This is a genomic window from Gynurincola endophyticus, assembly GCF_003991195.1.
In the GTDB taxonomy this organism is placed as follows: domain Bacteria; phylum Bacteroidota; class Bacteroidia; order Chitinophagales; family Chitinophagaceae; genus Gynurincola; species Gynurincola endophyticus.
Map to the genome: position 1 here is coordinate 16,620 of NZ_RCWL01000014.1, position 26,090 is coordinate 42,709.

Genomic DNA, 26,090 nt, shown 5'->3' on the forward strand with positions numbered 1-26,090 from the left:
AGTCTGGCGCCGCTTTGTAAGCGGTGCCGCTCTATAATGGTGCATTATTGAGTGAGTATTGTTGTAATATAGATCAAATAGGCTGGCGCACCGGATGCAATCGGGCGCGAGTTAGTGGCATAGTCTGGCGCCGCTTTGTAAGCGGTGCCGCTCTATAATGGTACATTTTTGAATGGTATTCTTATAATATTAATCAAATAGCTTGGCACACCGGATACAATCCGGCGCGAGTTAGCGGCATAGTCTGGCGCCGCTTTGTAAGCGGTGCCGCTTTATAATGGTACATTTTTGAATGAGTATTGTTGTAATATAGATCAAATAGGCTGGCACACCGGATACAATCCGTCGCGAGTTAGCGAAACAAAAAGAGAGACACTTTTAAAAGTGTCTCTCTTTTTATATAGTATAGTCTGTTTTAAATTCAAACTTATTTATTCAGAGCCTGTAAAATATCATATTTAGTTACTATGTGATATAGACCGCTGATTTCATCTTTGCTCAGCACTGCTCCGTTATGTTTATTAATAAGGCTACTCAACTTTTCAACGGGGGTATTCATCGGTACGATAGGTAATGCTGCTTCCATTACTTCATGGATACCAGCCGTTTTCAGAGATGGATTGTCGAATAGCTTATCAAATAAGCCGCTTTCTGAAATACTACCGGTAAAATCACCACCGTCTAAAACAGGAATATGTTCAATGCCGTACTTTTTCATCAAAGCAACGGCGTCGGCCACTGTAGCATTATGATCGATGGTAATCAGTTTTTGATGGGCAGCTCTTCCATTTACAATATCCTGGAATGATTTTACTTCGAGAAAGCCTCTTTCCATCATCCATTGATCATTATATATTTTACCTACATATCTTGAACCGTGGTCGTGGAAAATACATACAACCACATCGTCTTTTGTAAGTTGATCTTTTAATTGCATTAATCCCTGTAAGCAGGAGCCTGCGCTATAACCACAGAATATACCTTCTTCTTTTGCCAGCTTTCTGGCCATCACTGCACCGTCTTTATCGGTTACCTGCTCAAAATGATCAATCACGCTCATATCGTAATTTTCAGGAACAAAATCTTCTCCGAAGCCTTCTGAAATATAAGGGTGTACTTCGTTCATATCAATTTCGCCGGTACGGAAATACTTCGTTAATAAAGAACCGTATACGTCGATAGCCCAGATTTTAATATTAGGATTTTTTTCTTTCAGATACATTGCAGTACCGGTTACAGTACCGCCGGTTCCGGCAGTACATACAAGGTGTGTGATTTTACCTTCGGTTTGCTTCCATATTTCAGGACCGGTGGTTTCGTAATGCGCTAAACGGTTAGCAGGATTATCATATTGATTACAGTGAAATGAATTAGGAATTTCTTTGTTCAGCCTTCTGGCTACCGAATAATAAGAACGTGGATCATCGGGTTCTACGTTGGTCGGACAAACAATTACTTCTGCACCTACTGCTTTCAGAATGTCCATTTTCTCCTTTGATTGTTTGTCTGTAGTGGTAAAAATACATTTATAACCTTTAACTACAGCCGCCAACGCCAATCCCATGCCTGTGTTACCACTGGTACACTCGATAATTGTTCCGCCTGGTTTCAGTTTACCTTCTTTTTCAGCTACTTCTACCATCTTCAACGCCATTCTGTCTTTGATAGAGTTTCCAGGGTTGAAATAATCAACTTTCGCTAATATGGTTCCCGGAACTTTCTGGGTAATTTTATTTAATTTTATTAAAGGGGTATTACCTATCGTTTCGAGAATATTATTTTTAATGTCCATGGTCATTTATTATGATTAGAACAAAGGTACTATTTTGTTGTGAAGACTAATAAGTGTTAGTTGCTAAATATCGATGAAGTATGAAGATTTACGCGATTCCCGGTATGGGGGCAGACGGCCGTGTATTTCATAAAATTCAGTGGCCGGAGGGGTTTGAGTGTATAAGAGTAGAGTGGATCGACCCCTTAAAAGACGAAAGTTTAGCCGCTTATTCGATGCGGTTATTATCGATGATCAACACCGGGGAACCTTACGCGTTGATTGGTTTGTCAATGGGAGGAATGATTGCCAGTTGTTTTGCACAAAAACACCCACCTGAATTTTTAATATTGATTTCCAGTGTAAGCGCTTATAGCGAACTTCCTCCTTATTATCGTTGGTTAGGAAGTACCGGAATTGCTAATGCTGTACCAATGCGGTCTTTGAAGTTTTTGTCAAAACTCAAAAGAAGAATTTTTAAAGAATCCGCAGAAGACAAAGAGTTGTTACTCGAAATGATTGAGGCCAGCGATGAAACATTTTTAAGTTGGTCCATAAAAGCTATTTTAAATTGGCGCGGCACCAGGCCGGCTACCAGAATTTTTCATGTACATGGTAAACACGACTGGTTATTACCTGTCAGGTATATACGTCATGCCCCTCAGTTAATAACGGGTGGGCACGCTATGATATTGTCTTCAGCCAATGAACTTCAAAGAGCACTAAATGCTTTTTTATCGGAATATCCCGGAAATGCTAAATAATCCGGTCACTTACTTTTTGCGTATATTAAAATAGGAAAATGAAATCACACCCTTCCTGCTCTGATAAATTAATTTCAGTTTTATAGGGAATAAAATCGGTGATTATTTGTAATGTATTGATAATCAGAAACAGATTTTAGGTTAGTATTATTACATTAATCACAAATTCTTAAAAAAACAAAGTTTTTTTTGTGGCGGCATGCAGTACATTTGCCTCCTTAAAGGAAGACGCTCTAATTATATAAACTTATGGAAGTAAAGTACATACAAAAGATTGCAGAACAGTTGGGTTTATCGATCAAACAGATTATAAGTGTTCATGATCTGCAGGCCGAAGGCGCAACAATTCCATTCATGGCGCGATACCGTAAAGAAGCAACCGGTAATCTGGACGAGGTAGCTATCGGGAATGTGGTAGAGAAAGTCGCCTATTTTAAAGAATTAGACAAACGTAAAGAAACCGTTATTAAAACAATCGAAGGTTTGGGAAAATTAACTCCTGAGCTGAAACAACGTATTGAAGATTGTTTTGATGCAACTGTACTTGAAGATATTTATCTTCCATACAAGCCAAAACGTAAAACCCGCGCTACGCAGGCAATTGAAAAGGGGTTGGAGCCTTTGGCTAAGTTGATTTTTGAACAAGCAGCCGGTAATGCGGAAGAAGCAGCCCAACCTTATATCAACGAACAGGTAAAGGATGTGAAAGAAGCTTTACAAGGCGCCAGAGATATTATTGCTGAATGGATTTCAGAAAATGAGCAGGCCCGTAATAAAATACGTCAATATTTTACTGAAACCGCTGTTATTTCTGCGAAGGTATTAAACAGTAAAAAAGAAGAGGAAGACGCCCAGAAATATCGCGACTATTTCGAGTTTAACGAACCATTAGAACAGACACCTTCGCATAGAATGCTGGCTATCAGAAGAGGAGAGAAAGAAGGTTACCTGGTGATGGATATCAGTATTGCAAAGGATACTGCGGTAGAAGGGTTAGAGAATATCTTTATCAAAGCCAGCAATGAAAATGCTAAAGAAGTGAAGAAAGCGATCGAAGATTCTTTCGACCGTTTACTGAAACCTTCTATTGAAAATGAATTCAGATTAGTAGGAAAAAATAAAGCAGACGAAGAAGCTATTCTTGTATTTACAGAGAACCTTCGTCAGCTGTTATTAGCTTCACCTCTCGGATCGAAGAGAGTATTAGCAATCGACCCCGGCTATCGTACCGGTTGTAAAGTAGTATGCCTCGATGCACAGGGTAACTTCCTGTTCAACACCACAATCTATCCACACCCTCCTCAAAATGAATGGGAGAAATCAGTCGCTGAATTGAAGTTTTTGGTAGACCGTTTCGAAATTGAAGCTATTGGTATCGGAAACGGTACTGCAGGCAGAGAGTCGGAGCAGTTGGCAAGAAGTATCGATTTCGGAAAACAGGTAAGTATTTTCCAGGTAAATGAAAGTGGCGCATCTATTTACTCTGCATCAGAAGTGGCCCGTGAAGAGTTCCCTGATCAGGATGTAACCGTTCGTGGTGCCGTAAGTATCGGGCGCAGATTATTAGACCCCTTGAGCGAACTGGTAAAAATCGATCCTAAATCAATCGGTGTCGGGCAATATCAGCACGACGTGAATCAGACAAAATTAAAAGATGCGCTTGACAGAGTGGTTGAAAGTGCTGTAAACTTTGTGGGCGTAGATGTGAATACTGCTTCTAAGCATTTATTGGTATATGTTTCGGGCCTGAGCGCTACTCTTGCTAAAAACATAGTAGAATACAGAGCGAAAAACGGTGCTTTCAAAACAAGAGATGAATTGAAGAAAGTGCCAATGATGGGGCCTAAATCTTTTGAACAATGTGCCGGCTTCTTACGTATTCCGGGAGCTGATAATCCTTTGGATAATTCTTCCGTACACCCTGAAAGTTATCATGTGGTAGAACAAATGGCAAAAGACGTGCAGGCATCTTTAGAAGAATTAATCAAAACAGCCGATTTAAGAAAACAAATCAATAAGAAACAATATGTAACCGAAACAATCGGTGAATATACCATTGAAGATATCTTAAAAGAGTTAGAAAAACCAGGTCGTGATCCTCGTGCTCAGATCGAAGAATTCAAGTTCGATGATACGATCAAATCAATCGAAGATGTTAAAGCAGGTATGACCGTTCCTGGTATTGTAACCAACATCACTAATTTTGGCGTATTTGTAGACATTGGTGTTAAACAAGATGGCCTGGTACACATTTCCCAGTTAAGTAACACTTATGTATCTGATCCTACCACTGTAGTAAAACTAAACCAGAAAGTAACTGTAACGGTTACTGAAATAGATGTAGCGAGAAAGCGGATTTCGTTAAGTATGAAAGACAGTAGTGCACCGGTTGAACGCTCTGCTCCAAGAAAACAACATAGCGGAAAACCAAATACTCCGAAAAAAGAAGAACCTTTAAATCCATTCCAGGCAAAACTGATGGAACTAAAGAAAAAATTTAAAGACTAGTTTTTGTTTATAGTATGAATGGACTGCTCCGAAGGTTGCAGTCCATTTTTTGTGCAGAAAAATCCGTCAATTGACGGATACCCAATATTCCGGTAACGAATTGCAGAAAAATTAGTCAATGATTTGATTATGACAGGGATAAATGACCTCAAGAAGAATTTTAATATTAAAAAAATATGTTGTAAATTGTATTCGAATAGAAGTAACATTCTATTTTTTTGCTATTTACTTTAAGGTCTTAGGAGTTGTCTTTGCGGACGACTCCTTTTTTAATACTTGCTCATATGAGATCAGCAATTACCCCGTGCAACAATAGACTATTCCGGCAGATTTGCTTATAAAAACTCATCTTACAAAAAAGTTCAATGAAAAAAATTCCCACATTTCTTAAAGTAGTAATTATTATTTTGTTGGTAATTATAGCTGTTGTCAGCTTTTTCTTTATTCGTAACAGTATCTTTTTGGGAGGTACGGATAAAGAAAACGTAGCTTATCTGAGCACGCATCAGTTGGTTATCGATAAAAATGAAAATATTTTATCCGAAGCTTCTTTTTTCTCAGCGGGTTTTGATGCTGCAAATGTTTATTTGTTGGGAGAAGTACATGGTTTCGGAGATGTTCAGGCGCTCGACTTACAATTATTGAAGCTGCTGCATTCAAAAGGTGTACGTTATTACATTGCCGAGATGGATAGCTTACAGGCGAAGCTGCTAAATAAATTTTTACTGGGTGAGGAAAAAGACACGTTCTTACTGAAAGAAGTAGTACAGAAACATAAAAGCTGGATTCCACAGCAGGCCGGTCGCCAGTTTTATGAAAAATGGCTATCTGTTTATGATTTCAATCATTCATTACCCGATTCTTTAAGAATTACTGTACTGGGACTGGATAAAATTGCTGGTGATACTGTAAATACAGGTATATCACGCGATTCGGCAATGATGTTCAATTTCAGACAGCTGGTACAGGAAAAAGGCTTACAAAATGAGAAATTTTATGGTTTATTCGGATATTTCCATGTATTACAGTCGATGGTGGGCGAAAATAATTCCAGACCATTTGCTGCACGGCTTAAACAGTCGGGCGTGGATGTCAAAAGTATAACGATTTATACGATAGCCGGCAAAATGTATTTACCTAAAGGGCTGGGTATTCCTACACCTGAAGATGAGCAGATTGGTATTTCTAACGCAGACGGGCCTATCATGCTGGTAAAAGGCATCAAAGATTTGAAAGCTGCGGCCGGAACACAAAATATAACTTTATTTAATCTGGAAGCAGACCAATCTCCTTATCGTAACGGACAAAGATTAGCAAGAGTAAAATCTACTATGTTCGGCGATAATATAGAACCGTCTGATAAAGAAACGCCCTCTACCGAATTTTTTCAATATGTTGTTTTATTGCAACAGTCTCCGGCTATGATGCCGTTGTATTAGTTGTATATCAATTCTGTGAAGCCACCGGGTTGGTTATCAAATAATCTATTCGGTGGCTTTTACGCTGAAGCGCAGCTATTAGTTATCAAACAATAAATTCACAATGAAAGTTTATTGGCAGTTACAGGCTAAAATGATCCACCGAAGATTTAAGGATGCTGGTACAGAGCCATTGTTCGCCTATATATTGATATTGATCGGTTTTGTCGGCTTCTCCCTGTATTTGTTTTATAAAACCTCTTATGCTGAATACATTTATGCGTTTCTGGCATTAACCCTTACAGTGAAACTTTCTGACAAAAAAAAGAATGATTTTCTGAAAACCTGTTTTTTAGCGCATGAATTGAAAAAGATCAGAGTGCTTGAAAATATGATAACAGTCTTTCCTTTTCTTTTTTTTCTGTTATATCAGCAATGTTTTCTGACTGCATCTGTATTATTCCTGTTGAGCTTTTTAATGGCATTTGTAAATTTAGATACACAGGTTAATATCGTTATACCCACTCCCTTTGGCCACAAACCTTTTGAATTTACCGTAGGTTTCAGAAATTCATTTTACCTGATAATTGGTGTTTATGTGCTGGCTGGTATTGCCGTAGCAGCAGATAATTTTAACCTGGGCCTGTTCGCTATCGGGATAATCTTTTTATTGGTACTGGGGTTTTATACACAACCGGAGAATGAATATTATGTGTGGATACACGCTTTAACTCCGAAAAAATTTCTTTTAGAGAAAATAAAAATAGCTGTTCTTTTTTCAATAGTACTGGTAATACCTGCTATATTGTTAGTGCTGTTTTTTTACAGGGAACAGTTTGGATTAATATTATTGGTAATGACAGCGGGCTGTTTTTTTGTAATTTATATGATTGTATCAAAGTATGCTGTTTTTCCTGATGAAATGAATGTGATACAGGTATTGTTTCTGGTAGTAGCTGCTTTTTATCCGCCGTTATTATTGGTACTGATTCCTTATTTTTTCTATAAATCAGTTCATCGCCTTAATAGTTTATTGAAATGATCAGAATTGAAAATCTATATAAAAAATTTGGTACAAAAGAAGTTTTAAAGGATATCAATATTCAGTTTGATAGAGGTAAGGTTTATGGAATTGTAGGAGAGAACGGTGCTGGTAAAACAACCTTGTTTCGTTGTATCGCTGCGCTTGAAAACTTCGAGGGGAAAATTGAATCGGACTTGCATCCGCTCAAAAACCATCTCGGACTCTTGTTTGCAGAGCCTTACTTTTTTTCTAAAATTACAGGAGAGGAGTATCTCCGCTTATTGTGTAATGCACGAAACAAGGAGATCACTGATATGGAGCATAAAAATATTTTTGAGCTTCCATTACAACAGTATGCTTCGGTGTATTCTACAGGTATGAAAAAGAAGTTAGCTATTACTGCAATTCTTTTACAGGGAAATGAATATTTTATATTTGATGAACCTTTTAATGGTGTAGATATTCAAAGTAATCTGATCATTACTGAAATTATTCATAAACTGAAATCATTGAATAAAACGGTTATAATCTCTTCTCATATTTTTTCAACGCTCAGCGAAACCTGCGATGAAATTCATTTACTTTCAGGAGGGGCTTTTGTAGAATCGTTCGATAAAGAAGCGTTTCCTAAGTTAGAAGCTTCGATGAAAAAAGTAGTGATAGGTAAGAAACTTGATAAACTAAACCTGATATAGTCTATTTGAAAAAAGAGCAATGATCACCAGATCATTGCTCTTTTTTAGTATGGATAATTAATATTATTTATTTTCTTCTTTCAGAATGCTCAGTGCTTTTTGAACCATATGGTCGCTTGGGGAGTTTGTCAGATAAAATCCGTTTGGCCCCCAGATTTGTGCAGCTAAATTAACTTTAAATCTTTTCATTATAATGTCTTTATCTCTGGCGGTAAAGTCACTATTTTTCTTTTGGGTAATAGTTAACAGGTCATTCCATATTTTTTCATCAGGCTGGAAGTTTTGTAAGTAGTCACTCGAATTCTGATAAGTTTTTAACTGTTCGCGATTTTGTAAATAGTATTGCAGAATAAACTGTGCAATCTGATTGCTGATTAATACCTCATATACTGATCTGCTATAAGTGGTTGTATCCACTGCTACAAAAACATCGGGAGTAATACCACCACCGCCATAAACGGTGCGCCCGCCATGTGTTTTATAAGCTTCACCCAGATGTGCTGTATCTTCGGTTGTTAAAGCACCTCTGTTATATCTGTCAATCAGTTCATGATGGTATTCTGATAAGTCTTTGCCGTAAGGTTTTTGAATATTTCTTCCGATGGGTGTATAGTATCTTGCTGTGGTTAAGCGGATTGCCCCACCGTTTGAAATGTCAAATTGTTCCTGAACCAGTCCTTTTCCAAAACTTCTTCTTCCAACAATAGTAGCCCTGTCCCAATCTTGTAAAGCGCCGGCAAGTACTTCACTGGCAGAAGCCGAACTTTCATTAATTAATAAAACAACGGGTTGGTCTTCAAATAAGCCCGGGCGTCTTCCTTTATATTCGATCGTTGGTTTTTTATTTCCCTTTGTATAAACAATTAACTTATCGCCTGATAAAAATTCATCTGCAATATCAACGGCCTCCATTAGAATGCCTCCGCCATTATCTCTCAAATCAACGATTAACTTGTTGATACCTTCTTTTTGAAGTTTCTCTAACTGAAACATAAACTCTTCATATGTAGTAGAAGAGAATTTGTTGATACGTATAAAACCGATACTGTCTTGCAATACAAACGCTGCATCTACCGAATAAACCGGAACATTTCCTCTCTTGATGGGTACTACGAGCGTTTCGGTGTTTCTCAGCACGGTTACATGAACGGTAGTGCCTGCCGGTCCTTTTAAAAATTTCTTTACTTTATCAGAACTGCCAAGATTTACCAATAAGCTGTCACCGGCTTTGATCAGTTTGTCGCCGGTTTGTAATCCTGCTTTGCTACTTGGTCCGCCTTCGAGAACATTTGTTATATTCACAGTATCTTTGATAAGCATGAATTCAACACCGATACCCTGGAAATTTCCTTGCAAATCTTCATTAACAGATGAAAGATTCAATGGTGGAATATAAAGAGAGTGTGGATCTAACTGAACCAGTGCTTTAATAGCCTGCTCTGATATAGAGTCGCTATTAACAGGATCTACGTAATTATTTCTGATCAGATCGAATACTTCCTGAGTAGACGAACGATTACCTGTATTTAAAATATTTCTTTCAAAAGGGATATTTTTTCTCAAGCCGGCCCCGATCAACATTCCTGCAATGACCGCCACTGCGATAATTAAAGGAGTCCAAATCTGTAGTTTTTTCATGCTCTATCTAAAGTTTATCAAATTTATCGGCGAAGTTCATAATTAATTCTTAAATACGAACTTTAGAGCCATTTAGTTCAAAATTTTTTTCATGTTAATACTCATTGCTGATAGCGGAGCGACCAAAACCGCCTGGACAGTGCTTGAAAACGGCCGGAATGAAACTTTTTTTTCGCAGGGGATTGCCCCTTATTTGATGAGTCAGGAGCAAATAGAGTCAATTTTGACTACAGAATTGCTACCATCCATCAAAAAAACGCATTTTGATGCGATTTACTACTACGGCACAGGGTGTAAAAACCCTAATAATGCTGCGCTTGTACACCAGGCGCTTACAGCAGTGTTTAACACTACACCTGTTGTGGAAGTGAGCCATGATATGATGGCTGCTGCTAAAGCTACGTGCCAGAATGAGGCCGGCATTGCCTGTATCTTAGGCACAGGCAGCAATTCAGCTTATTTTGACGGAACTGATATTGTTCACAACCGTTCCGGAATCGGGTTTATTCTGGGTGATGAAGGAAGTGGAGCTTATCTTGGAAAGAAGGTGATACAGTACTATTTGTATGAAACTTTTGATGTTGAATTAAAGGAGAAATTTGATCAGAAATATCAAACAAATCCTGCGGAAATACTGGAAAACGTGTATAAAAAGCCACTCCCAAACCGATATTTAGCTGATTTTACAAAATTCCTTGCAGAAAACCGCAATCATTTTATGATAGAAAATATTATAGAAGATGGCCTAAATGACTTTTTCTTTACTCATCTTTGCAGGTATGAACAGTCTGAATCCGTACCAATCCACTTTGTTGGAGGAGTTGCTGCAGGCTTTTCAGACGTGTTGGAATCGCTTTGTTCAGACTATGGTTTCCAGCCCGGTAAAATTTTGAATAACCCAATGACTGGTTTAATAGAATACCACCAGTCGGCTATGGAAAAATAGTAGGTACATGGAGTCATTTATAAAAACTACAGAACAGGCAAGTAATTACAGACATTTAGAGCAGATGACCGTAATGGAAATTCTGACTAATATCAATCAGGAAGACAAATTGGTTCCTGCTGCGATCGAAAAAGCAATTCCGCAGATTGAAGAATTAACTGCGGCGGTGGTTGATAAAATGCTGGCCGGAGGCAGGTTATTCTATTTAGGAGCCGGTACCAGCGGCCGGTTGGGAATTTTAGATGCATCAGAAATTCCTCCTACATTCGGTTTGCCGTTCGGGCTCGTCATCGGTTTGATTGCTGGTGGTACCGAAGCCATCCAAAAACCGGTAGAGCAGGCTGAAGATGACTGGGACCAGGGTTGGAAAGATCTTCTCGAATATGATATTAACGAAAAGGACGTCGTGATCGGAATTGCCGCCAGCGGTACCACTCCTTATGTTATCGGCGCTCTTCAAAAAGCCAACGACAAAAATATAATCACCGGAGCAATTACCTGTAACCAGGGAAGCCCGTTAGCCGCCGCAGCCCGATTTCCTGTTGAAGTGGTGGTAGGCCCTGAATTCATTACCGGCAGTACACGTATGAAAAGCGGAACTGCTCAAAAGCTCGTTTTGAATATGATTTCTACTACTGCGATGATTCAGATTGGCCGGGTAGAGGATAACAAAATGGTGAATATGCAGCTGACCAATAGTAAATTAATAGATCGGGGAACAAAAATGGTCATGGAAGGTACAGGTATTAAAGAATATGAAGTGGCGCAGAAGCTACTGGTTGAATTCGGTAGCGTTAAAAAAGCAACTGACGCATATTTGAGAAAATAATTCTTATACAAACACCGGCGCATAACCGGTGTTTTTTTATCCGGTCATTTCGTAATCGTTTTAGCCTATCCTGATTATATGCAGAAATTCTGCATGATTTTTGTATTATAAATTTAGTGAATAGTCCTTCTGCTGCTTTTATGATTAAATCATTTTCGTTCATTGACGAAGATCGATCATACATGAAAAACATTCTTTCTTTTCAGTTTCTGTTAACCGGATGATAAAAGCACTCATAAATATTGAAGAATCAAATTAAAGTTGAAATTTTATTGTAATCGGCTTAGTTTGTATTTGTACCATCGAATGGAAAAAGTCAACTTAAGGCTTTGTATCTTCTGCAATCGTAAAGTATAGTCCTATTTATTAGTTTCTGGTCAATTAAGTAATACTAACGGTATTGCTATTGAAAGGAATTCACTTTAGTGTGTACTGTATAGTTATGTCCTTTTGTAGTAATGTCGGATAAAACTTTTGTTGCTATTAAGCGACACTTATTACTGTGCGCGTAACTCTCCCGATCCCTAACCCTGAATTTGTAGAAATCCTTAATTTTTAAACTAATATAATGCCTATGAGAGAAGTTTTTACCACTCTTGCTTTACGGAAATATCTTCCTTAGCCTTTCAATTTTTATACGCTTTTGCTATGTCTTTTCAATTTTTTGAGAGGATCGGGATTGTCGTGTAATTAATTGACTACTCAAATTAAATCACATTAATCAGCAACCATTTATTCAAAACAACACTTATGAGTACAAGAATTCTAAAAAATTCTATGGGAATCGTATTGCTATTGCTTTCGATATCTCCTTTGTTTGCTCAGAATACTGTAACCGGGAGAGTTACAGATAAAGAGCAACAGCCCTTACAAGGGGTGTCTGTTATTATTAAAGGACAAACAACCGGTACCCAAACTACAGAGAACGGAAATTATCAATTAACTGTTGAGCGTGGAAAAACATTGGTTTTCTCAATGGTTGGATATCGTACTGCAGAAGTGACCGTTAGCCAGGCGGTTCACAATGTTGTATTATTGACCGACGAAAGTTTACAGGAAGAAGTGGTGGTTACAGCTTTGGGCGTAAAGCGGGCACCACGCGAGTTAGGTTATTCGGTAAGTACGATACAGGCCGAAGAGTTAACTAAAACCGGTTCTCCCAATATAGCAGGCGCTTTATACGGAAAAGCTCCCGGTGTGCGGATTTCTACCTCTCCCGGCGGTGCTACCTCTGGCGCTAATATTAATATCCGCGGTATTAACTCTATTACCGGCCACTCACGGCCGCTCATCATTATTGATGGTGTTCCAATGCGTAACAATGATTTTAATAATAGTGATTATTGGAACGATCAACGTTCACGGGGTAATGGCCTGGAAGATCTGAATCCCGAAGACATCGCTTCACTTTCTATTTTAAAAGGCGCTTCTGCTGCTGCATTGTATGGCTCCGAAGCACTCAATGGAGTAGTGATGATTACTACTAAAAGCGGAAGGGTCAGAAAAGGAATAGGACTCGATTTTAATGCTACCTATACAAAAGATGAAATTGCATACCTGCCAAGATTTCAGGAAGAAAGAGGACCGGGTGCACCGAAATGGGTGGCAGATGGCGGCCAGGCAGACGATGGCTTTTTCTGGTATGATCTGAATAACGACGGAGTAAATGAAACCAGAGGAGCTTATAACGGAACGCTCAACTTCGGGCCCTCGTTCGATGGACAACCTTATCTTGCCTGGGATGGTCAGATACGGCCTTATTCTGCTCAGAATGCCTATAAAAACTTCTTTAATAATCCGCAAAGCACCATTATTAACGCGGCTATGTCATACGGAACAGAAAATGTGAAAGTCAGATTTTCTGTTACACGGCAGGATAATGAAATGACGACGATCGGATCGTACAATAAAAAAAATATTCTGAACTTAAATACTTCTTTCAAATTAGCGAAAAATTTTACTACTGATGTAATTGTAAATTTTATCAATCAGCGAACACATAACCGTCCGTTTATGACAGACAGATTAATCAACAACTTCGCAGGTATGATTTCTACTTTTGATAATCCGGACTGGTATATTAATAAATACCAGACCAGTCTTGGATACAAATATGTAACAGCTAATAATCAGAGTTTAACACCGGCAGAAAATATCAGGTATAACGGATACAGGGTAGATGTGCTGGATTATTTCTGGAATTCAATGGCTAATAAAAGTGATGAATACTCCAACCGACTGATCGGTTCATTTACGAATACATGGGAAGTAGTGAAAGGACTTACACTGAGAAGCCGATTCTCGGCAGATGTAACTTCATTAGACATAGAAGACAAACGCCCGAATGAACTTCCGCTACAATTCGGAAATACCGGAGGTTTTGATTTTACATCAAATGCTTACAATATTTACTACACCGATTTATTGCTTTCGTATCATTATCCTGTTTCGGAAGATGTTACCATTTCTGCAATGGCAGGTTACACCGCTACTAAAAATGAAACTAAAAATCAGAAATCGTTAACCAATGGCGGATTAAGTGTTCGTAACTGGTTTGATATCAGCTCAAGTGTTAATCAGGCTACCACTACTCTTAAAAGAATTTATACACTAAGAGATGCCGCTTTCGGAACATTGAGTTTTAATTATAAAGACTTCTGGTTTTTAGAAGGAACTATCAGGAGAGAAAGAGTTTCTACCATGCACCCTGATAATAATGCATTGTTATATCCTTCTGTAAACACAGGAGTTGTATTCAGCGATTTTATCAACTTTCCCACTTTTATATCATATGCTAAACTGAGAGGGTCTTTCGGTATTGTAGGTAAATATCCCGAACCTTATCAAAGTGCCAGCAGTTATACGCAAAATACACTTGGTGACCAGGGAAATGGAACCGCTGTATTGTATACCACTATTCCGAATGCTGAGTTCTATAATGAAAGAATTAAACCAGAAAATAAGCACGAGGTGGAGTTAGGGCTTGAATTGAAGTTTATGAACGACAGGATGGGATTTGATGCAACTTACTATAACGGAAGGGTGGTAAATCAGATTTTATACTATAGCCTGCCGATATCAATGGGGGCGTCTTCGATTTTATCGAATCTCGGATCGTTAAGAAATACCGGTTGGGAATTTTCATTGAATTATTCAGCAATTAACACACCCGATTTTAGTTGGTATACAGCGATCAACCTGGCGATGAACAAAAATAAAATTGAAGAATTACCCGGGCAGATTACTCAATTACTGCATAGAGATTATGATGGTGCAGCTGCTCAACTCGTATCAAAAATTGGCGAACCGATCGGTGATATTATGGTACATCCCATTGCCAGAAATGATAAAGGTGAATTACTGGTACAGGATAATGGTTTGTATCAGCTGGATGGTACTAACTGGATTAAAGCCGGCAATTATATGCCCAAAGGAATCGGAGGTTTTATCAACAACTTTACCTTTAAAAATTTTTCTTTAGATGTATTGATCGATTACCGTTGGGGTGGCCACGTAATGCCCACCGGTATTAATTGGATGATCAGCCGAGGATTGTTAGAAGAAAGTTTAAATCACTCCACCACTGAAAGAGGAGGTATTAGTTATTACCGGGATGCAAATGGAAAAGGTGTGCAATGGAGCGGTAGTGCCGGCCCAAATGGTGAAACGGTTTATCATGATGGAATGCTCGTAGAAGGAGTTACTTCTAACGGACAGAATAATCAGAATGTGATATCACAGGCATTCTATTATAACAATACCTATAACTGGGGAGGACCTCAATATTCCAGTTCACGGTATGAATTGTATATAAAGGAAAATAATTATATAAAGATGCGTGAACTCTCACTGGGGTATCGCATTCCATCTGCCCTTGCTTCAAAATTAGGAGCCAACAATTTACATCTTTCCGTTTTTGCCAGAAACCCATTCTTTATTTACAGATCGATCAAAGACCTTGATCCTGAACAAATGACCGGTGGATCGTATTGGGTAAATAATGTCAGTAATGCCGGTGTTGGCCCTGCTACAAGAACTTATGGTGTAATGTTAAGAGCAAGTTTCTAACCTTAAAGATTATCTGAAAATGAAAAAATTAAAATACATACTCGGTGCACTCATTTTATTGAGCTGCTTTCAGGCTTGTAAAAAGTCGGACTTTGGAGATTATTATCGCGACCCCGGTAAAGTAACGGAGAGTTCTGTTGAAAAACAGTTTGCCGGATATATTTATACTTCACGTGAATTAGTGGTTCCTTCTTACTGGAATTATTTTGTTGTGATGCGTACCACTATGGTTCGGTACGTGCAGGCCGGAGGTTATGTGAATGAGCAAAATCTGTTAAACCTGGGTGCTGCTGCTTCCGGCGACAGATGGAGTAACTACTACACGGCACTGGCGCAATACAGAGAGCTGGAATTTATTTACAGCAATGTGTCGGAAGAAGAAAAAAATGATAAAAAGATTTTCATGCTGGCTGCGAAAATTTTTATATATGATCAAACACAGCAGGTAGTGGATCTGCACGGAGCTATTCCCTGGTCGCAAGCCGGAAAATTAAGAACCAACGACGGTAACTACGATTTATCCTATGCTAAATATGACGCCGCCGAAACCATCTATACCACCATGCTCGATGACCTGAAATCAATGAGCGATGAATTAAATACGATTAATCTTTCTGCTTCAATTGCTGCAATCTTTAAAGGTCAGGATATTATCAACGACGGCGATCTTAACAAATGGAAAAAATATTGTAATTCGCTTCGTATCCGAATGCTGATGCGGGTAAAAAGCGCTCCGGCATTTGCTGCGCGTGTTCAAACTGAAATCGATCAAATACTGGCAGATCCCACAGCTTATCCCATTGTTTTAACTACTCCGGAAAATATCCGGATTGATATTTTTAATGTAGGATCGCCGATCAATTCAAGTGGCTTAAGAGATGCTTTGGAAAGCTGGAATTTTAATCTGGCCGGCGAAAAAATGATCAATCAGCTGAAAACAACGAATGATCCAAGAATAAATTATATGTTTCAGCCGGGCGACAGTGCCGGTAACGTAATCACCGGCCTCGATCCGATGTTGAGTTCCGGAGCACAAAACGTTCTGGTGGCCAGTGGTGATCTGGCAATTTATAACCGGTCTACCTATTCCAGAAATCAGTACTTCCCCGGTATTATCATTTCCGCCGCCGAAATTCAGTTTTATCTTGCAGAACATTGGTTAGATAAAAGTAACGCTGCAAATGCAAGAACAGCCTTTGAAGAAGGAGTGCGCGCATCAATTGAACAACTGGTTCGTATACGCACCGTAAGTAATGATAATTCAGTACCTGCACCGACAGTTCCTTCAGCCGGTGCCATTACCACCTTTATCAATGGATTAAACTGGGCCGGAACGGCAAACAAAATGCAATTGCTGGCTACTCAGAAATGGGTTCACTACAATATTATTCAACCGCTTCAAAATTGGGCAGAAGTAAGACGGTTAGATTATCCGACCTTCAATTTCAGAATCGACGCTTCCGATATTCAACAAGCCGTACCGGTCAGATGGACGTTACCTCCTTCCGAAGTAAATTTCAATGCTGAGAATTACAAAGAAGTAAGTGCAAACGACAATTTAAATACCCGATTATTCTGGGATATTCAATAAATTCTGACTAATTTTCGAATGAATAATCAACGTTAATATAATTATCCCGGCTGTTTGTTGGGTAAACCGGACAGTCGGGATAAAATCTGTTATTCAGGAATATAAGAAGTTGCTCATTTTTAAGATTCCGATTCTAAACTAAATGCACATGAGACTTTTACTGCTTGCTGTTGTTTTATTAACCGGTGTTAATGCCTTTTCTCAGGCTCACCATACAACCAAAGAATATACAGCTCCTAACGACCCGTTGGTACTGAAGCACCTGGATGAGTGGCAAGACCTTAAATTCGGTTTATTTATGCACTGGGGCACGTATAGCCAATGGGGAATTGTAGAAAGCTGGAGTCTTTGCCCGGAAGATGAAGACTGGACGCAACGCGAAACCAAACACGGTGCTACTTATAATGAATATAAAAAGAATTACGAAGCATTACAACTAACGTTTAACCCTACTGCATTTAATCCGCAGAAATGGGCGGATGCTGCAAAGGCTGCAGGAATGAAGTATGTGGTGTTCACTACCAAACACCACGATGGTTTTGCAATGTTTGATACCAAAGTGTCTGACTATAAAATAACCTCTTCGAAAACACCGTTCTCCTCTAATCCGCAGGCTGATGTAACCAAAGCTATCTTTGAAACATTCAGAAAAGACAATTTTAAAATCGGTGCTTATTTTTCAAAACCAGACTGGTATAATGAAAATTACTGGTGGCCGTATTTTCCTCCGAAAGACAGACACGTTAACTATGATCCGAAAAGATATCCCGAACGTTGGAATAATTTTAAAAACTTTGTGCATACACAAATTAATGAACTTACTTCTAACTACGGTAAAGTAGATATTTTATGGTTAGACGGAGGCTGGGTTCGTCCGTCAAAACCTTCCGATTTTGACCATGAAGGAAAACCTTTACGCCCTGATCAGGATATTGATATGGACAAACTGGCTGGTATTGCATTGAAAAACCAACCCGGAATTATTGTAGTAGACAGGGCAGTAGGTGGTAAGTGGGAGAATTATGTAACTCCTGAACAGTCTGTTCCTACCGAACCTTTAAATGTTCCGTGGGAAAGTTGTATTACCATGGGCGATTCATTTAGTTATGTACCTAATGATAATTATAAAAGCGGGAAAAAAATAATTGAAACACTTGTAAAAATAATTTCAAGAGGTGGAAATTACTTATTAAATATTGCTCCCGGGCCCACAGGCGATTATGATCAGGCGGCTTACGATCGGTTAAAAGAAATTGCAGAATGGATGTCGGTGAATCAGTCTGCTGTATATTCAACCAGAACAATTGCACCTTATCAGTATGAGGAATTCTATTATACCAGAAGTAAAGACGGCAGAACGGTAAACGTTTTTCACTTACAGGAGAAAGAAAATAATTATTCACTTCCTGAAAAATTTTCTATTCCCTTACCGGTAGGTTATTTTCCTAAACAGGTAAAATTATTAGGAATAAAAGATAAATTGAAGTGGCAGATAAAAGACACTACTCTAGAAATTACCTTACCGAAAAATGTATCAATTAATAAAGCAGCTGTTGTTCAGTTGAGCTTATAATTTTTAATAAACAGCTATGAACAGGATTTTTCTATTGTTGATTCTCTTGTATAGTGCTGGTGTAACGGGCTATGCACAGGTTAAAGTTCCTTTGTATAAAGATGCTAAACAGCCGATTGATAAAAGGGTAGAAGATCTGTTACAAAGAATGACACCTGAAGAAAAATTCTGGCAATGTTTTATGATACCCGGAGATGTTACGCAACTATCTGAAGGGAAATATCAACATGGAATATTCGGACTACAGGTAAGTGCCGGCGCACAACAAGATGGGGCTGCCGGTCAGTTATTACAGTACAATACCACCGAAGGCCTGCAAACACTCGGTGTGAAAATAAATCAGCTGCAACAATTTTTTGTTGAAAAAACAAGACTGGGTATTCCCATGCTTCCGTTTGATGAAGCCTTACACGGTTTGATCCGAAAAGGCGCTACCGCTTTTCCACAAGCCATTGCATTTGCCGCCAGTTTTGATACCGCATTGGTAAAAGAAGTAGCCGGTGCCATTGCCACAGAAACAAAATCAGTTGGTATCCGGCAGATATTGAGCCCCGTAGTGAATCTTGCCAATGATGTGCGCTGGGGGCGTGTAGAAGAAACCTATGGTGAAGATCCTTTTCTTACTACAATGATGGGCAATAGCTTCATGAAAATGTTTGAACAAAATGGGGTTATTACTACCCCGAAACATTTTGTGGCAAATGTAGGGGAAGGAGGGAGAGACTCTTATCCGATACACTGGAGCGAACGTTATCTGGAAGAAACACATCTGGTTCCCTTTAAATATGCTTTTCAAAAAACAGGCAGCCGCTCGGTAATGACCGCTTACAACCTCGTCAATGGCCGCCCGGCTACAGCCAGCCACTGGTTGTTACAGCAAAAGCTGAAAGATGAATGGGGGTTTCAAGGGTTTGTAATCAGTGATGCCAGTGCTGTAGGCGGCCCCACTGTATTGCACATGACTGCAAAAGACTATGAAGACGCCAGTGCACAGGCTATGAATGCAGGGCTGGATGTAATCTTTCAAACAGAATATGACCACTATAAGTTATTCATGCCGCCATTTCTCGACGGTAGAATTACACAGCAGAGAATTGATGATGCAGTACGAAGAGTGTTACGGGCAAAATTTGAATTAGGCTTATTTGAGCAACCCTATCTCGACCTTCAGAAAATAGTTTCCACACAACAATTGAATGCCCATGCTTTAATTGCAGAGAAAGCTGCACTGGGCTCAATGGTGTTGTTAAAAAATAAGCAGCAAACATTGCCCATACTGAAGCAATATAAAAAAATACTGGTGGTGGGTGAGGAGGCTGAACTCGGCCGTTTAGGTGGTTATGCAGGGCCCGGTAATAAAATTATCAATCTTTTAGAAGGCATAAACGAATATCCTCACGATCCGGCATTACAAATTGAATACAAAAAAGGCGTTTTGAAGGATGACGGCCAGTGGGAAATCATCCCTTCTGCTTATTTGACTGCAAAAAATCAAAAAGGTTTAACCGGACAATATTTTAATAATCCGAATCTGGAAGGCAACCCGGTAGCAGAAAGAAGCGATGAGCATATTAATTTTTCCTGGACCTTGTATCCACCCTTCCCCGAAAAACAAGTTCGCGACTATTACAGCGTTCGTTGGGAAGGAGCTTTGCAATCGCCCGTAACCGGTAAATATATGATCGGTTTAAGAGGCAATCAGGGGTTCAGGTTGTATCTCAATGACCGTTTGGTGATAGATCAGTGGAACCGGCACGGCTATTCTACTGATACCTATCCGGTAGAGTTGAAAAGCGGTCAACAGTACAAATTGAAAATTGAATTTCGTGAAATGACCGGCAATGCGTCATTACAGTTAATCTGGAATTTACCCGCTTCAGCTAAAGAAAAAGAATATCAGCAGGCTTTACTATCTGTTAAAGATAAAGACCTGATCATTGTAGCTGCGGGAATAGAGGAAGGAGAATTTCACGATCGTGCATTGTTATCATTACCCGGTAACCAGCAAAGGTTTATCAAAGAAGCTGCAAAATCAGGAAAACCGGTGGTGGTGATTCTGGTAGGCGGATCTGCTATTACTATGACCGATTGGTTAGAAGATGCAGCTGCTGTATTGCAGGTTTGGTATCCGGGAGAACGTGGTGGGGCAGCCATTGCCAAAGTATTATTCGGTGAAGTGAGCCCTTCAGGGAAACTTCCGGTCACTTTTCCGTTACACGAAGCCCAGCTTCCGTTGACTTATAATCACCAGCCTACCGGCAGAGCCGATTATTACGGAAATTTTAGCGGAGAACCATTGTTTGAGTTTGGTTATGGAATGAGCTATTCAACCTTTGAATGGAGCCGGTTAACAGTAGATAAAAAACAATATCAGCTCACGGATACCATCGTAGTAGCCTGTCAGCTAAAGAATACGGGCACCGTAAAAGCTGCAGAAGTAGCACAGTTGTATGTGCATGATGAATTGGCCACGACGGCCCGGCCGGTAATAGAGTTGAAAGGTTTTCAAAAAATAATGTTGAACCCGGGCGAAACACGCACGGTGCAATTCAGATTACCGGTAACGGCATTGGTTATGTTGAACGAACAAAATGAGTGGGTGGTGGAACCCGGAATGTTCAGAATAATGGTGGGCAACTCATCAAAAAATCTTCCGTTAAAAATAAATATAGAAGTAGTTAGTAAGTGAATGTAAGCAGATTATTCATAAGGAAGATAATTGATTTGAAAAACTGACGTAATGGCTCACGGAAGTGGAATTAAATCAGTAAATTAAATAATAAACCTTATCGAATGACGAAAGCCAGCCAGGCGATTTATGCCATCATACTAACGACCTCCCTGTTTTTCTTTTGGGGGTTTATTCATAACCTTGACCCTATTCTGATTCCCCATTTAAGAAATGCTTTTAGCCTGAATACCTTTCAGGCTTCGTTGGTAGATGCCTCGGTGTTCTTAGCGTATTTTTTCTTTGCCATCCCTGCAGGAATGTTGATGAAAAGGTACGGTTATAAATGGGGAATGATCGTTGGCCTTATCTTGTTCGGCCTGGGGTGTTTTTTGTTAGTATTGGCTGCTTCTACTATTGAATATTACTATTTTCTTCTTGCGCTGTTTGTGGTGGCTACCGGTTTAACAGTATTGGAAACAGTGGCTAATCCATATATTACTTTGCTCGGAGACCCTTCAAAATCTACCCGGCGTTTAAACTTAGCACAATCATTTAATGGTTTAGCTGCATTCATTGCACCGATAATCGGCGGCAGGTATATATTGAGCGAAGAGCCGCTGCCAGCCGAAGCCATAGCTGCTTTAAATGCAGCAGATCGGATCGCTTATATTCAGTCAGAAACAGAATCTGTAAAAATGCCTTATTTCATACTGGGTATTGTTATATTCGTAGTAGCGATACTAATTTATTTTACCAGAATGCCCGAGCCGGAATCAAAGAATAAAAAAGAAAATCTGCAGTTGTTAAAAGCTTTAGGGTTGTACAGAGTGCGATGGGCGGTTGTTGCGCAATTCTTTTATGTAGGGGCACAGGTATGTGTGTTGAGTTTTCTGGTATTATACGCAACAGATATGGCTGCACTGCTTCCACAGGAAGCGAAATATTATGGTGCTATTGCCGGACTGGCATTTATGCTGGGCCGTTTTTTCGGAACGTCGCTGATGAAATGGTTTTGTCCGCTTAATCTGGTGTTCGTGTTCTCACTCGTTTGTATCGCATTAATATTGACAGTGGTATTTGCTGGCGGTTATGTTGGTTTAGTAGCATTGGTCATTGTATCGTTTTTTATGTCGATTATGTTTCCTACCATCTTCGCCGAAGGAATTAAAGGAGCGGGTGAAGATACTTATTCTGCATCCAGTCTGATTATCATGTCGATTGTAGGCGGTGCATTACTACCTTTGTTATTTGGTTTGTTATCTGATACGACCGGGTTGTTATTAAACGGTTACTGGGTGGTAGTGGTTTGCTTTTTTGTAACGGCATTATTTGCCGTACGAATAAAAAAAATGAAACAATCATGAAAAAATATGCTCTGACGTTAAACCTGAAAAATGATGCGATTTTGATAGAAGATTATATCCGGCAGCATAAGGAAATATGGCCGGAAGTTGAGGCCTCAATAAAAGAAGCCGGCATTATAGCCATGCATATTTACAGGTGGGGTACAAAACTGTTCATGATCATGGAAGTGGATGAAACATTCAGTTTCGAAAAAAAAGCGGCCTCCGACCGGCAAAATAAAAAAGTACAGGAATGGGAAGCATTAATGTGGAAGTATCAGGCTCCGGTAGAAGGTGCCAATGAAGGAGAGAAGTGGGTACTGATGGAAGAGATTTTTAGTCTGTAGCGAAAAGTCAATAAGACAGATTCAGTTGTTACTATAAATCATGTGCCAGCAAGAAATTTAATAAAGGTTTAGTTTTTAATGTATTGTGTAAACTGTTAAATAAAAAAATATCGCTGGGTAAAAGAAGTAATAGTAATAAATTTGAGTTGAATAGAGGAGATATCGTTATGCATGAAATAGAACCGTTTTATAATTGGAGACATATTTATACCAGCGAAACTGATGAGCGATCACCGTTTTTTGGACGGGTGTACAGTGAGTTTGAGTTTTCCCAAACAATTTATAATTATTACATACATCCGCAATGGGATGAATTCGGTTCAAGAACACTTTATCTGAAAGTATTAATGGCCGATTACGAAGAAGGATATGCTATCATAGAACTCATCGGAGAATGGAATGATGCTATTGAAGATGATATCATGCAATTTAAAAGAGATGTGATTGATCATTTTCAAACAAATGGAATTTATAAGTATATATTGTTAGCAGAGAATGTTTTGAATTATCATAGTGGCGACAGGGATTATTACGAAGAGTGGTATGAAGAGTTTATGGATGAAAACGGATGGGTCGTTATCTTAAATATGCCGGAAGCTACGCAATACGATTTCAGAAAAGCAAAACTGCAAAGATATCTCGAATTAATGCAGATGGATAACTGGCGTACTTATAAACCGTATCACCTGTTTAAAAAAATTGATCAGGATATGCAATTCAGATTAAATATGTAAAAACTACCAGTACTGCTATAAGCGGTATGGTAGTTTTTATTTTCTGAAGTATTTCAATTTCTAAAAATTCCATTTTACAAATGCTTCGATTGCGGAGTAATGAGGTAATCCTAAATCAGCATACAATCTTGCGGTTGCAGCATTTCTTTCTTCAGCTCTTTGCCAGAATTCTCTGTTATCACTTCCCTGAAAGGGTACGCTGTCTTTTTGTGATTGGTGGATAAAAATTCCATTTCTTTTTTGTAATACCTGCGAAGGGCTCATGGGAACAGCCATTTCAATATCTTCAATATTCCATTCCTGCCATGCGCCTTTATACAACCAGAGCCAGCAGTCTTTAACCCACTCGTCTTTTTCGGCTTTAATTTCCTGTAACGCTTTTAAAACTACGTTAAAGCAAACTAAATGCGTACCGTGAGGGTCAGCAAAATCACCGGCACAAAACAGCTGATGGGGTTTTATTTTTCTTAAAAGCTCTTTAGTGAGCTGAACATCTTTTTCTCCCATCGGTTTTTTTTCAATCGTACCAGTTTCATAGAAAGGCAGGTTTTGAAAATGTATATGTTCGGGATTTATTCCTACATAATTGCAGGTCGCTTTTGCTTCACTTCTTCTGATAAGCCCTTTGATCTCTCTGATGATTGGCGTATCAATCTGTTTAGGTTTTTTGGAGGAAATATATTCTTTGGTTTCATTCAATATCTGTTCCGGAATAGCAGATTCGATATTTACAATATGGTTGAAGCCGACTGCAAAATCTACAAATCTGGTTACGAATTCATCAGTTACTGCTATATTTCCGGAGGTTTGATAAGCCACATGTACTTCATGTTCCTGATCGTGCAGACGTTGAAATGTACCTCCCATGCTAATAATATCATCATCAGGATGCGGTGAAAAGATAATTACTTTTTTAGGATAGATATCAGATCGTTCAGGGTGATTTGGTATTTGAAAATCTTTTTTTCCGCCTGGCCAGCCGGTGATGGTATCTCTGAGCATATAGTAAACCTGTAAATTTACTTCATAAGCATCGCCTTTTTCAACTAACAGGTCACTTAATCCGTTGTTATTGTAATCTTCAGTGGTTAAGCTTAAAATTGTTTTTTTTAATTGTAATGCTAAATGAATCACTGCTTTTTTAATCAGAGGGGGTGTCCAGTTACACTCACCAATCAGCCAGGGTGCATTTATCCTCGTAAGCTGAGCAGCTGCAGCCTGATCGATGTAGAAAGTAGTACTATCATGATTTTGTAAAAATGAAGCAGGTACAATTTCAGTTTCTTCTCCTTCTACGGCTTTCTGAATGGCTGCAGCTTTAGATTCACCCCAGGCCATCAATATAATTTGCTTTGATTTCAGAATAGTATTAATACCCATTGTTATGGCCATGCGAGGAACTTCGGATAATTTATTAAACTCATAAGAGTTGGTGTATCTGGTACTGCTTGTGAGGTTTACCAAACGCGTTTTTGTATGAATACCCGCTCCCGGTTCATTAAAACCAATATGTCCGTTAATTCCGATTCCTAAAATCTGCAGATCTATTCCGCCTGCTGCATCAATCTTTCTCTCATATTCAGTACAGGCTGATTTGATAGCTTCCTTGGTAACCTCACCATCCGGTATATGGATATTTTCCGGAGCAATATCTACGTGTGAAAATAAATGTTTATGCATAAAGTTGTAATAACTTTGAACTGCATTTTTATTAATGGGATAATACTCATCGAGATTAAAGGTCACTACATTCGAAAAACTCAGCCCTTCTTCTTTATGCATCCGTACTAATTCTGCATAAAGTTGTTTTGGAGTGGAACCGGTAGCAAGACCCAACACACAAGTCTGATTTCTTTTTTGCTTGTATCTGATCATCTCTGCAATTTGTTGCGCCGCTTTAAGTGTTCCCGATTTTGCATCCGAACAAATGTCTACATTGATTTTTTCGACACTAGCGGGTAAAGAGGTAATGTTTGACATATCATTCAGTTTATATCATTCACTTCGATTCAATATTACATGGATGAATACCGGTCAGTGAATGTAAATTGGCATAGTTTATCTACTGACAATTTTATTTAATTATTTGTTGTTTATTTTCCAGGCAATGTCAATCGTTTGTTATACATCTTAATAACTGATCACAATATTTCTTCCTCTTAGAAAATAC

Annotated in this window: 17 protein-coding genes; 14 read left to right on the forward strand and 3 right to left on the reverse strand. The window is 38.9% G+C overall.

Annotated features, from left to right (window positions below; translation table 11 throughout):
- Positions 1-427 precede the first annotated feature (427 nt).
- Entirely contained in the window at positions 428-1,792 is a 1,365-nt protein-coding gene (locus tag D9O48_RS18280) for a pyridoxal-phosphate dependent enzyme (RefSeq protein ID WP_126974445.1), read from the reverse strand.
- A gap of 80 nt (positions 1,793-1,872) precedes the next feature.
- On the opposite strand from D9O48_RS18280, the gene D9O48_RS18285 reads away from it, so the two are divergent.
- The 5 genes from D9O48_RS18285 (at position 1,873) to D9O48_RS18305 (ending at position 8,180) form a co-directional block, all read left to right on the forward strand.
- Positions 1,873-2,535 (forward strand): alpha/beta fold hydrolase, encoded by a 663-nt coding sequence (locus D9O48_RS18285; RefSeq protein ID WP_126974446.1) that lies wholly within the window; start codon positions 1,873-1,875, stop codon positions 2,533-2,535.
- 249 nt (positions 2,536-2,784) lie between these two features.
- The gene (locus D9O48_RS18290) at positions 2,785-5,043 is read left to right on the forward strand and encodes a Tex family protein (RefSeq protein WP_126974447.1); all 2,259 of its coding nucleotides are present in this window, start codon (positions 2,785-2,787) and stop codon (positions 5,041-5,043) included.
- A gap of 365 nt (positions 5,044-5,408) precedes the next feature.
- Complete coding sequence (locus D9O48_RS18295; protein WP_126974448.1) at positions 5,409-6,482, forward strand: hypothetical protein; 1,074 nt, start codon at positions 5,409-5,411, stop codon at positions 6,480-6,482.
- A gap of 103 nt (positions 6,483-6,585) precedes the next feature.
- On the forward strand, positions 6,586-7,503 hold the full coding sequence (locus D9O48_RS18300) for an ABC transporter permease (RefSeq protein WP_126974449.1): 918 nt from the start codon (positions 6,586-6,588) through the stop codon (positions 7,501-7,503).
- Positions 7,500-8,180, forward strand: coding sequence for an ABC transporter ATP-binding protein (locus tag D9O48_RS18305; protein ID WP_126974450.1), 681 nt, complete (start codon positions 7,500-7,502; stop codon positions 8,178-8,180). Before D9O48_RS18300 ends, D9O48_RS18305 begins: the two co-directional genes overlap by 4 nt.
- Before the next feature lie 63 nt (positions 8,181-8,243).
- Here D9O48_RS18305 and D9O48_RS18310 read toward each other — a convergent pair whose 3' ends face one another.
- Complete coding sequence (locus tag D9O48_RS18310) at positions 8,244-9,818, reverse strand: S41 family peptidase (protein WP_126974451.1); 1,575 nt, start codon at positions 9,816-9,818, stop codon at positions 8,244-8,246.
- Between the two features lie 91 nt (positions 9,819-9,909).
- On the opposite strand from D9O48_RS18310, the gene D9O48_RS18315 reads away from it, so the two are divergent.
- The 9 genes from D9O48_RS18315 to D9O48_RS18355 all read left to right on the forward strand — a co-directional run bounded on the left by D9O48_RS18315 (position 9,910) and on the right by D9O48_RS18355 (position 23,920).
- Positions 9,910-10,764 carry an N-acetylglucosamine kinase gene (locus tag D9O48_RS18315; RefSeq protein WP_126974452.1) on the forward strand — a complete coding sequence of 285 codons (855 nt, stop codon included), beginning with the start codon at positions 9,910-9,912 and terminating at the stop codon, positions 10,762-10,764.
- A gap of 7 nt (positions 10,765-10,771) precedes the next feature.
- The gene (locus D9O48_RS18320) at positions 10,772-11,593 is read left to right on the forward strand and encodes an N-acetylmuramic acid 6-phosphate etherase (protein WP_126974453.1); all 822 of its coding nucleotides are present in this window, start codon (positions 10,772-10,774) and stop codon (positions 11,591-11,593) included.
- Positions 11,594-12,343: 750 nt separating this feature from the next.
- The gene (locus D9O48_RS18325; RefSeq protein WP_126974454.1) at positions 12,344-15,661 is read left to right on the forward strand and encodes a SusC/RagA family TonB-linked outer membrane protein; all 3,318 of its coding nucleotides are present in this window, start codon (positions 12,344-12,346) and stop codon (positions 15,659-15,661) included.
- Positions 15,662-15,680: 19 nt separating this feature from the next.
- The gene (locus D9O48_RS18330) at positions 15,681-17,252 is read left to right on the forward strand and encodes a SusD/RagB family nutrient-binding outer membrane lipoprotein (protein WP_126974455.1); all 1,572 of its coding nucleotides are present in this window, start codon (positions 15,681-15,683) and stop codon (positions 17,250-17,252) included.
- A gap of 148 nt (positions 17,253-17,400) precedes the next feature.
- Positions 17,401-18,825, forward strand: coding sequence for an alpha-L-fucosidase (locus D9O48_RS18335; protein WP_199750619.1), 1,425 nt, complete (start codon positions 17,401-17,403; stop codon positions 18,823-18,825).
- A 16-nt stretch (positions 18,826-18,841) separates the two neighbouring features.
- Positions 18,842-21,514, forward strand: a complete 2,673-nt coding sequence (locus tag D9O48_RS18340) for a glycoside hydrolase family 3 protein (RefSeq protein WP_126974457.1) — start codon at positions 18,842-18,844, stop codon at positions 21,512-21,514.
- Between the two features lie 104 nt (positions 21,515-21,618).
- The gene (gene fucP / locus D9O48_RS18345) at positions 21,619-22,860 is read left to right on the forward strand and encodes an L-fucose:H+ symporter permease (RefSeq protein WP_126974458.1); all 1,242 of its coding nucleotides are present in this window, start codon (positions 21,619-21,621) and stop codon (positions 22,858-22,860) included.
- Positions 22,857-23,186, forward strand: coding sequence for an L-rhamnose mutarotase (locus D9O48_RS18350; RefSeq protein WP_126974459.1), 330 nt, complete (start codon positions 22,857-22,859; stop codon positions 23,184-23,186). Before fucP ends, D9O48_RS18350 begins: the two co-directional genes overlap by 4 nt.
- Positions 23,187-23,353: 167 nt before the next feature.
- Positions 23,354-23,920 carry a hypothetical protein gene (locus tag D9O48_RS18355; RefSeq protein WP_126974460.1) on the forward strand — a complete coding sequence of 189 codons (567 nt, stop codon included), beginning with the start codon at positions 23,354-23,356 and terminating at the stop codon, positions 23,918-23,920.
- A 60-nt stretch (positions 23,921-23,980) separates the two neighbouring features.
- Here the strand turns inward: D9O48_RS18355 and nagB are convergent, their stop codons facing one another.
- Positions 23,981-25,900 carry a glucosamine-6-phosphate deaminase gene (gene nagB / locus D9O48_RS18360; protein WP_126974461.1) on the reverse strand — a complete coding sequence of 640 codons (1,920 nt, stop codon included), beginning with the start codon at positions 25,898-25,900 and terminating at the stop codon, positions 23,981-23,983.
- Positions 25,901-26,090 lie beyond the last annotated feature (190 nt).

Coding starts and splice junctions, on each gene's coding strand:
- D9O48_RS18280 (WP_126974445.1), bottom strand. CDS start 1,792: ATGGACATTAAAAATAATATTCTCGAAACGATAGGTAATACCCCTTTA.
- D9O48_RS18285 (WP_126974446.1), top strand. CDS start 1,873: ATGAAGATTTACGCGATTCCCGGTATGGGGGCAGACGGCCGTGTATTT.
- D9O48_RS18290 (WP_126974447.1), top strand. CDS start 2,785: ATGGAAGTAAAGTACATACAAAAGATTGCAGAACAGTTGGGTTTATCG.
- D9O48_RS18295 (WP_126974448.1), top strand. CDS start 5,409: ATGAAAAAAATTCCCACATTTCTTAAAGTAGTAATTATTATTTTGTTG.
- D9O48_RS18300 (WP_126974449.1), top strand. CDS start 6,586: ATGAAAGTTTATTGGCAGTTACAGGCTAAAATGATCCACCGAAGATTT.
- D9O48_RS18305 (WP_126974450.1), top strand. CDS start 7,500: ATGATCAGAATTGAAAATCTATATAAAAAATTTGGTACAAAAGAAGTT.
- D9O48_RS18310 (WP_126974451.1), bottom strand. CDS start 9,818: ATGAAAAAACTACAGATTTGGACTCCTTTAATTATCGCAGTGGCGGTC.
- D9O48_RS18315 (WP_126974452.1), top strand. CDS start 9,910: ATGTTAATACTCATTGCTGATAGCGGAGCGACCAAAACCGCCTGGACA.
- D9O48_RS18320 (WP_126974453.1), top strand. CDS start 10,772: ATGGAGTCATTTATAAAAACTACAGAACAGGCAAGTAATTACAGACAT.
- D9O48_RS18325 (WP_126974454.1), top strand. CDS start 12,344: ATGAGTACAAGAATTCTAAAAAATTCTATGGGAATCGTATTGCTATTG.
- D9O48_RS18330 (WP_126974455.1), top strand. CDS start 15,681: ATGAAAAAATTAAAATACATACTCGGTGCACTCATTTTATTGAGCTGC.
- D9O48_RS18335 (WP_199750619.1), top strand. CDS start 17,401: ATGAGACTTTTACTGCTTGCTGTTGTTTTATTAACCGGTGTTAATGCC.
- D9O48_RS18340 (WP_126974457.1), top strand. CDS start 18,842: ATGAACAGGATTTTTCTATTGTTGATTCTCTTGTATAGTGCTGGTGTA.
- fucP (WP_126974458.1), top strand. CDS start 21,619: ATGACGAAAGCCAGCCAGGCGATTTATGCCATCATACTAACGACCTCC.
- D9O48_RS18350 (WP_126974459.1), top strand. CDS start 22,857: ATGAAAAAATATGCTCTGACGTTAAACCTGAAAAATGATGCGATTTTG.
- D9O48_RS18355 (WP_126974460.1), top strand. CDS start 23,354: ATGCATGAAATAGAACCGTTTTATAATTGGAGACATATTTATACCAGC.
- nagB (WP_126974461.1), bottom strand. CDS start 25,900: ATGTCAAACATTACCTCTTTACCCGCTAGTGTCGAAAAAATCAATGTA.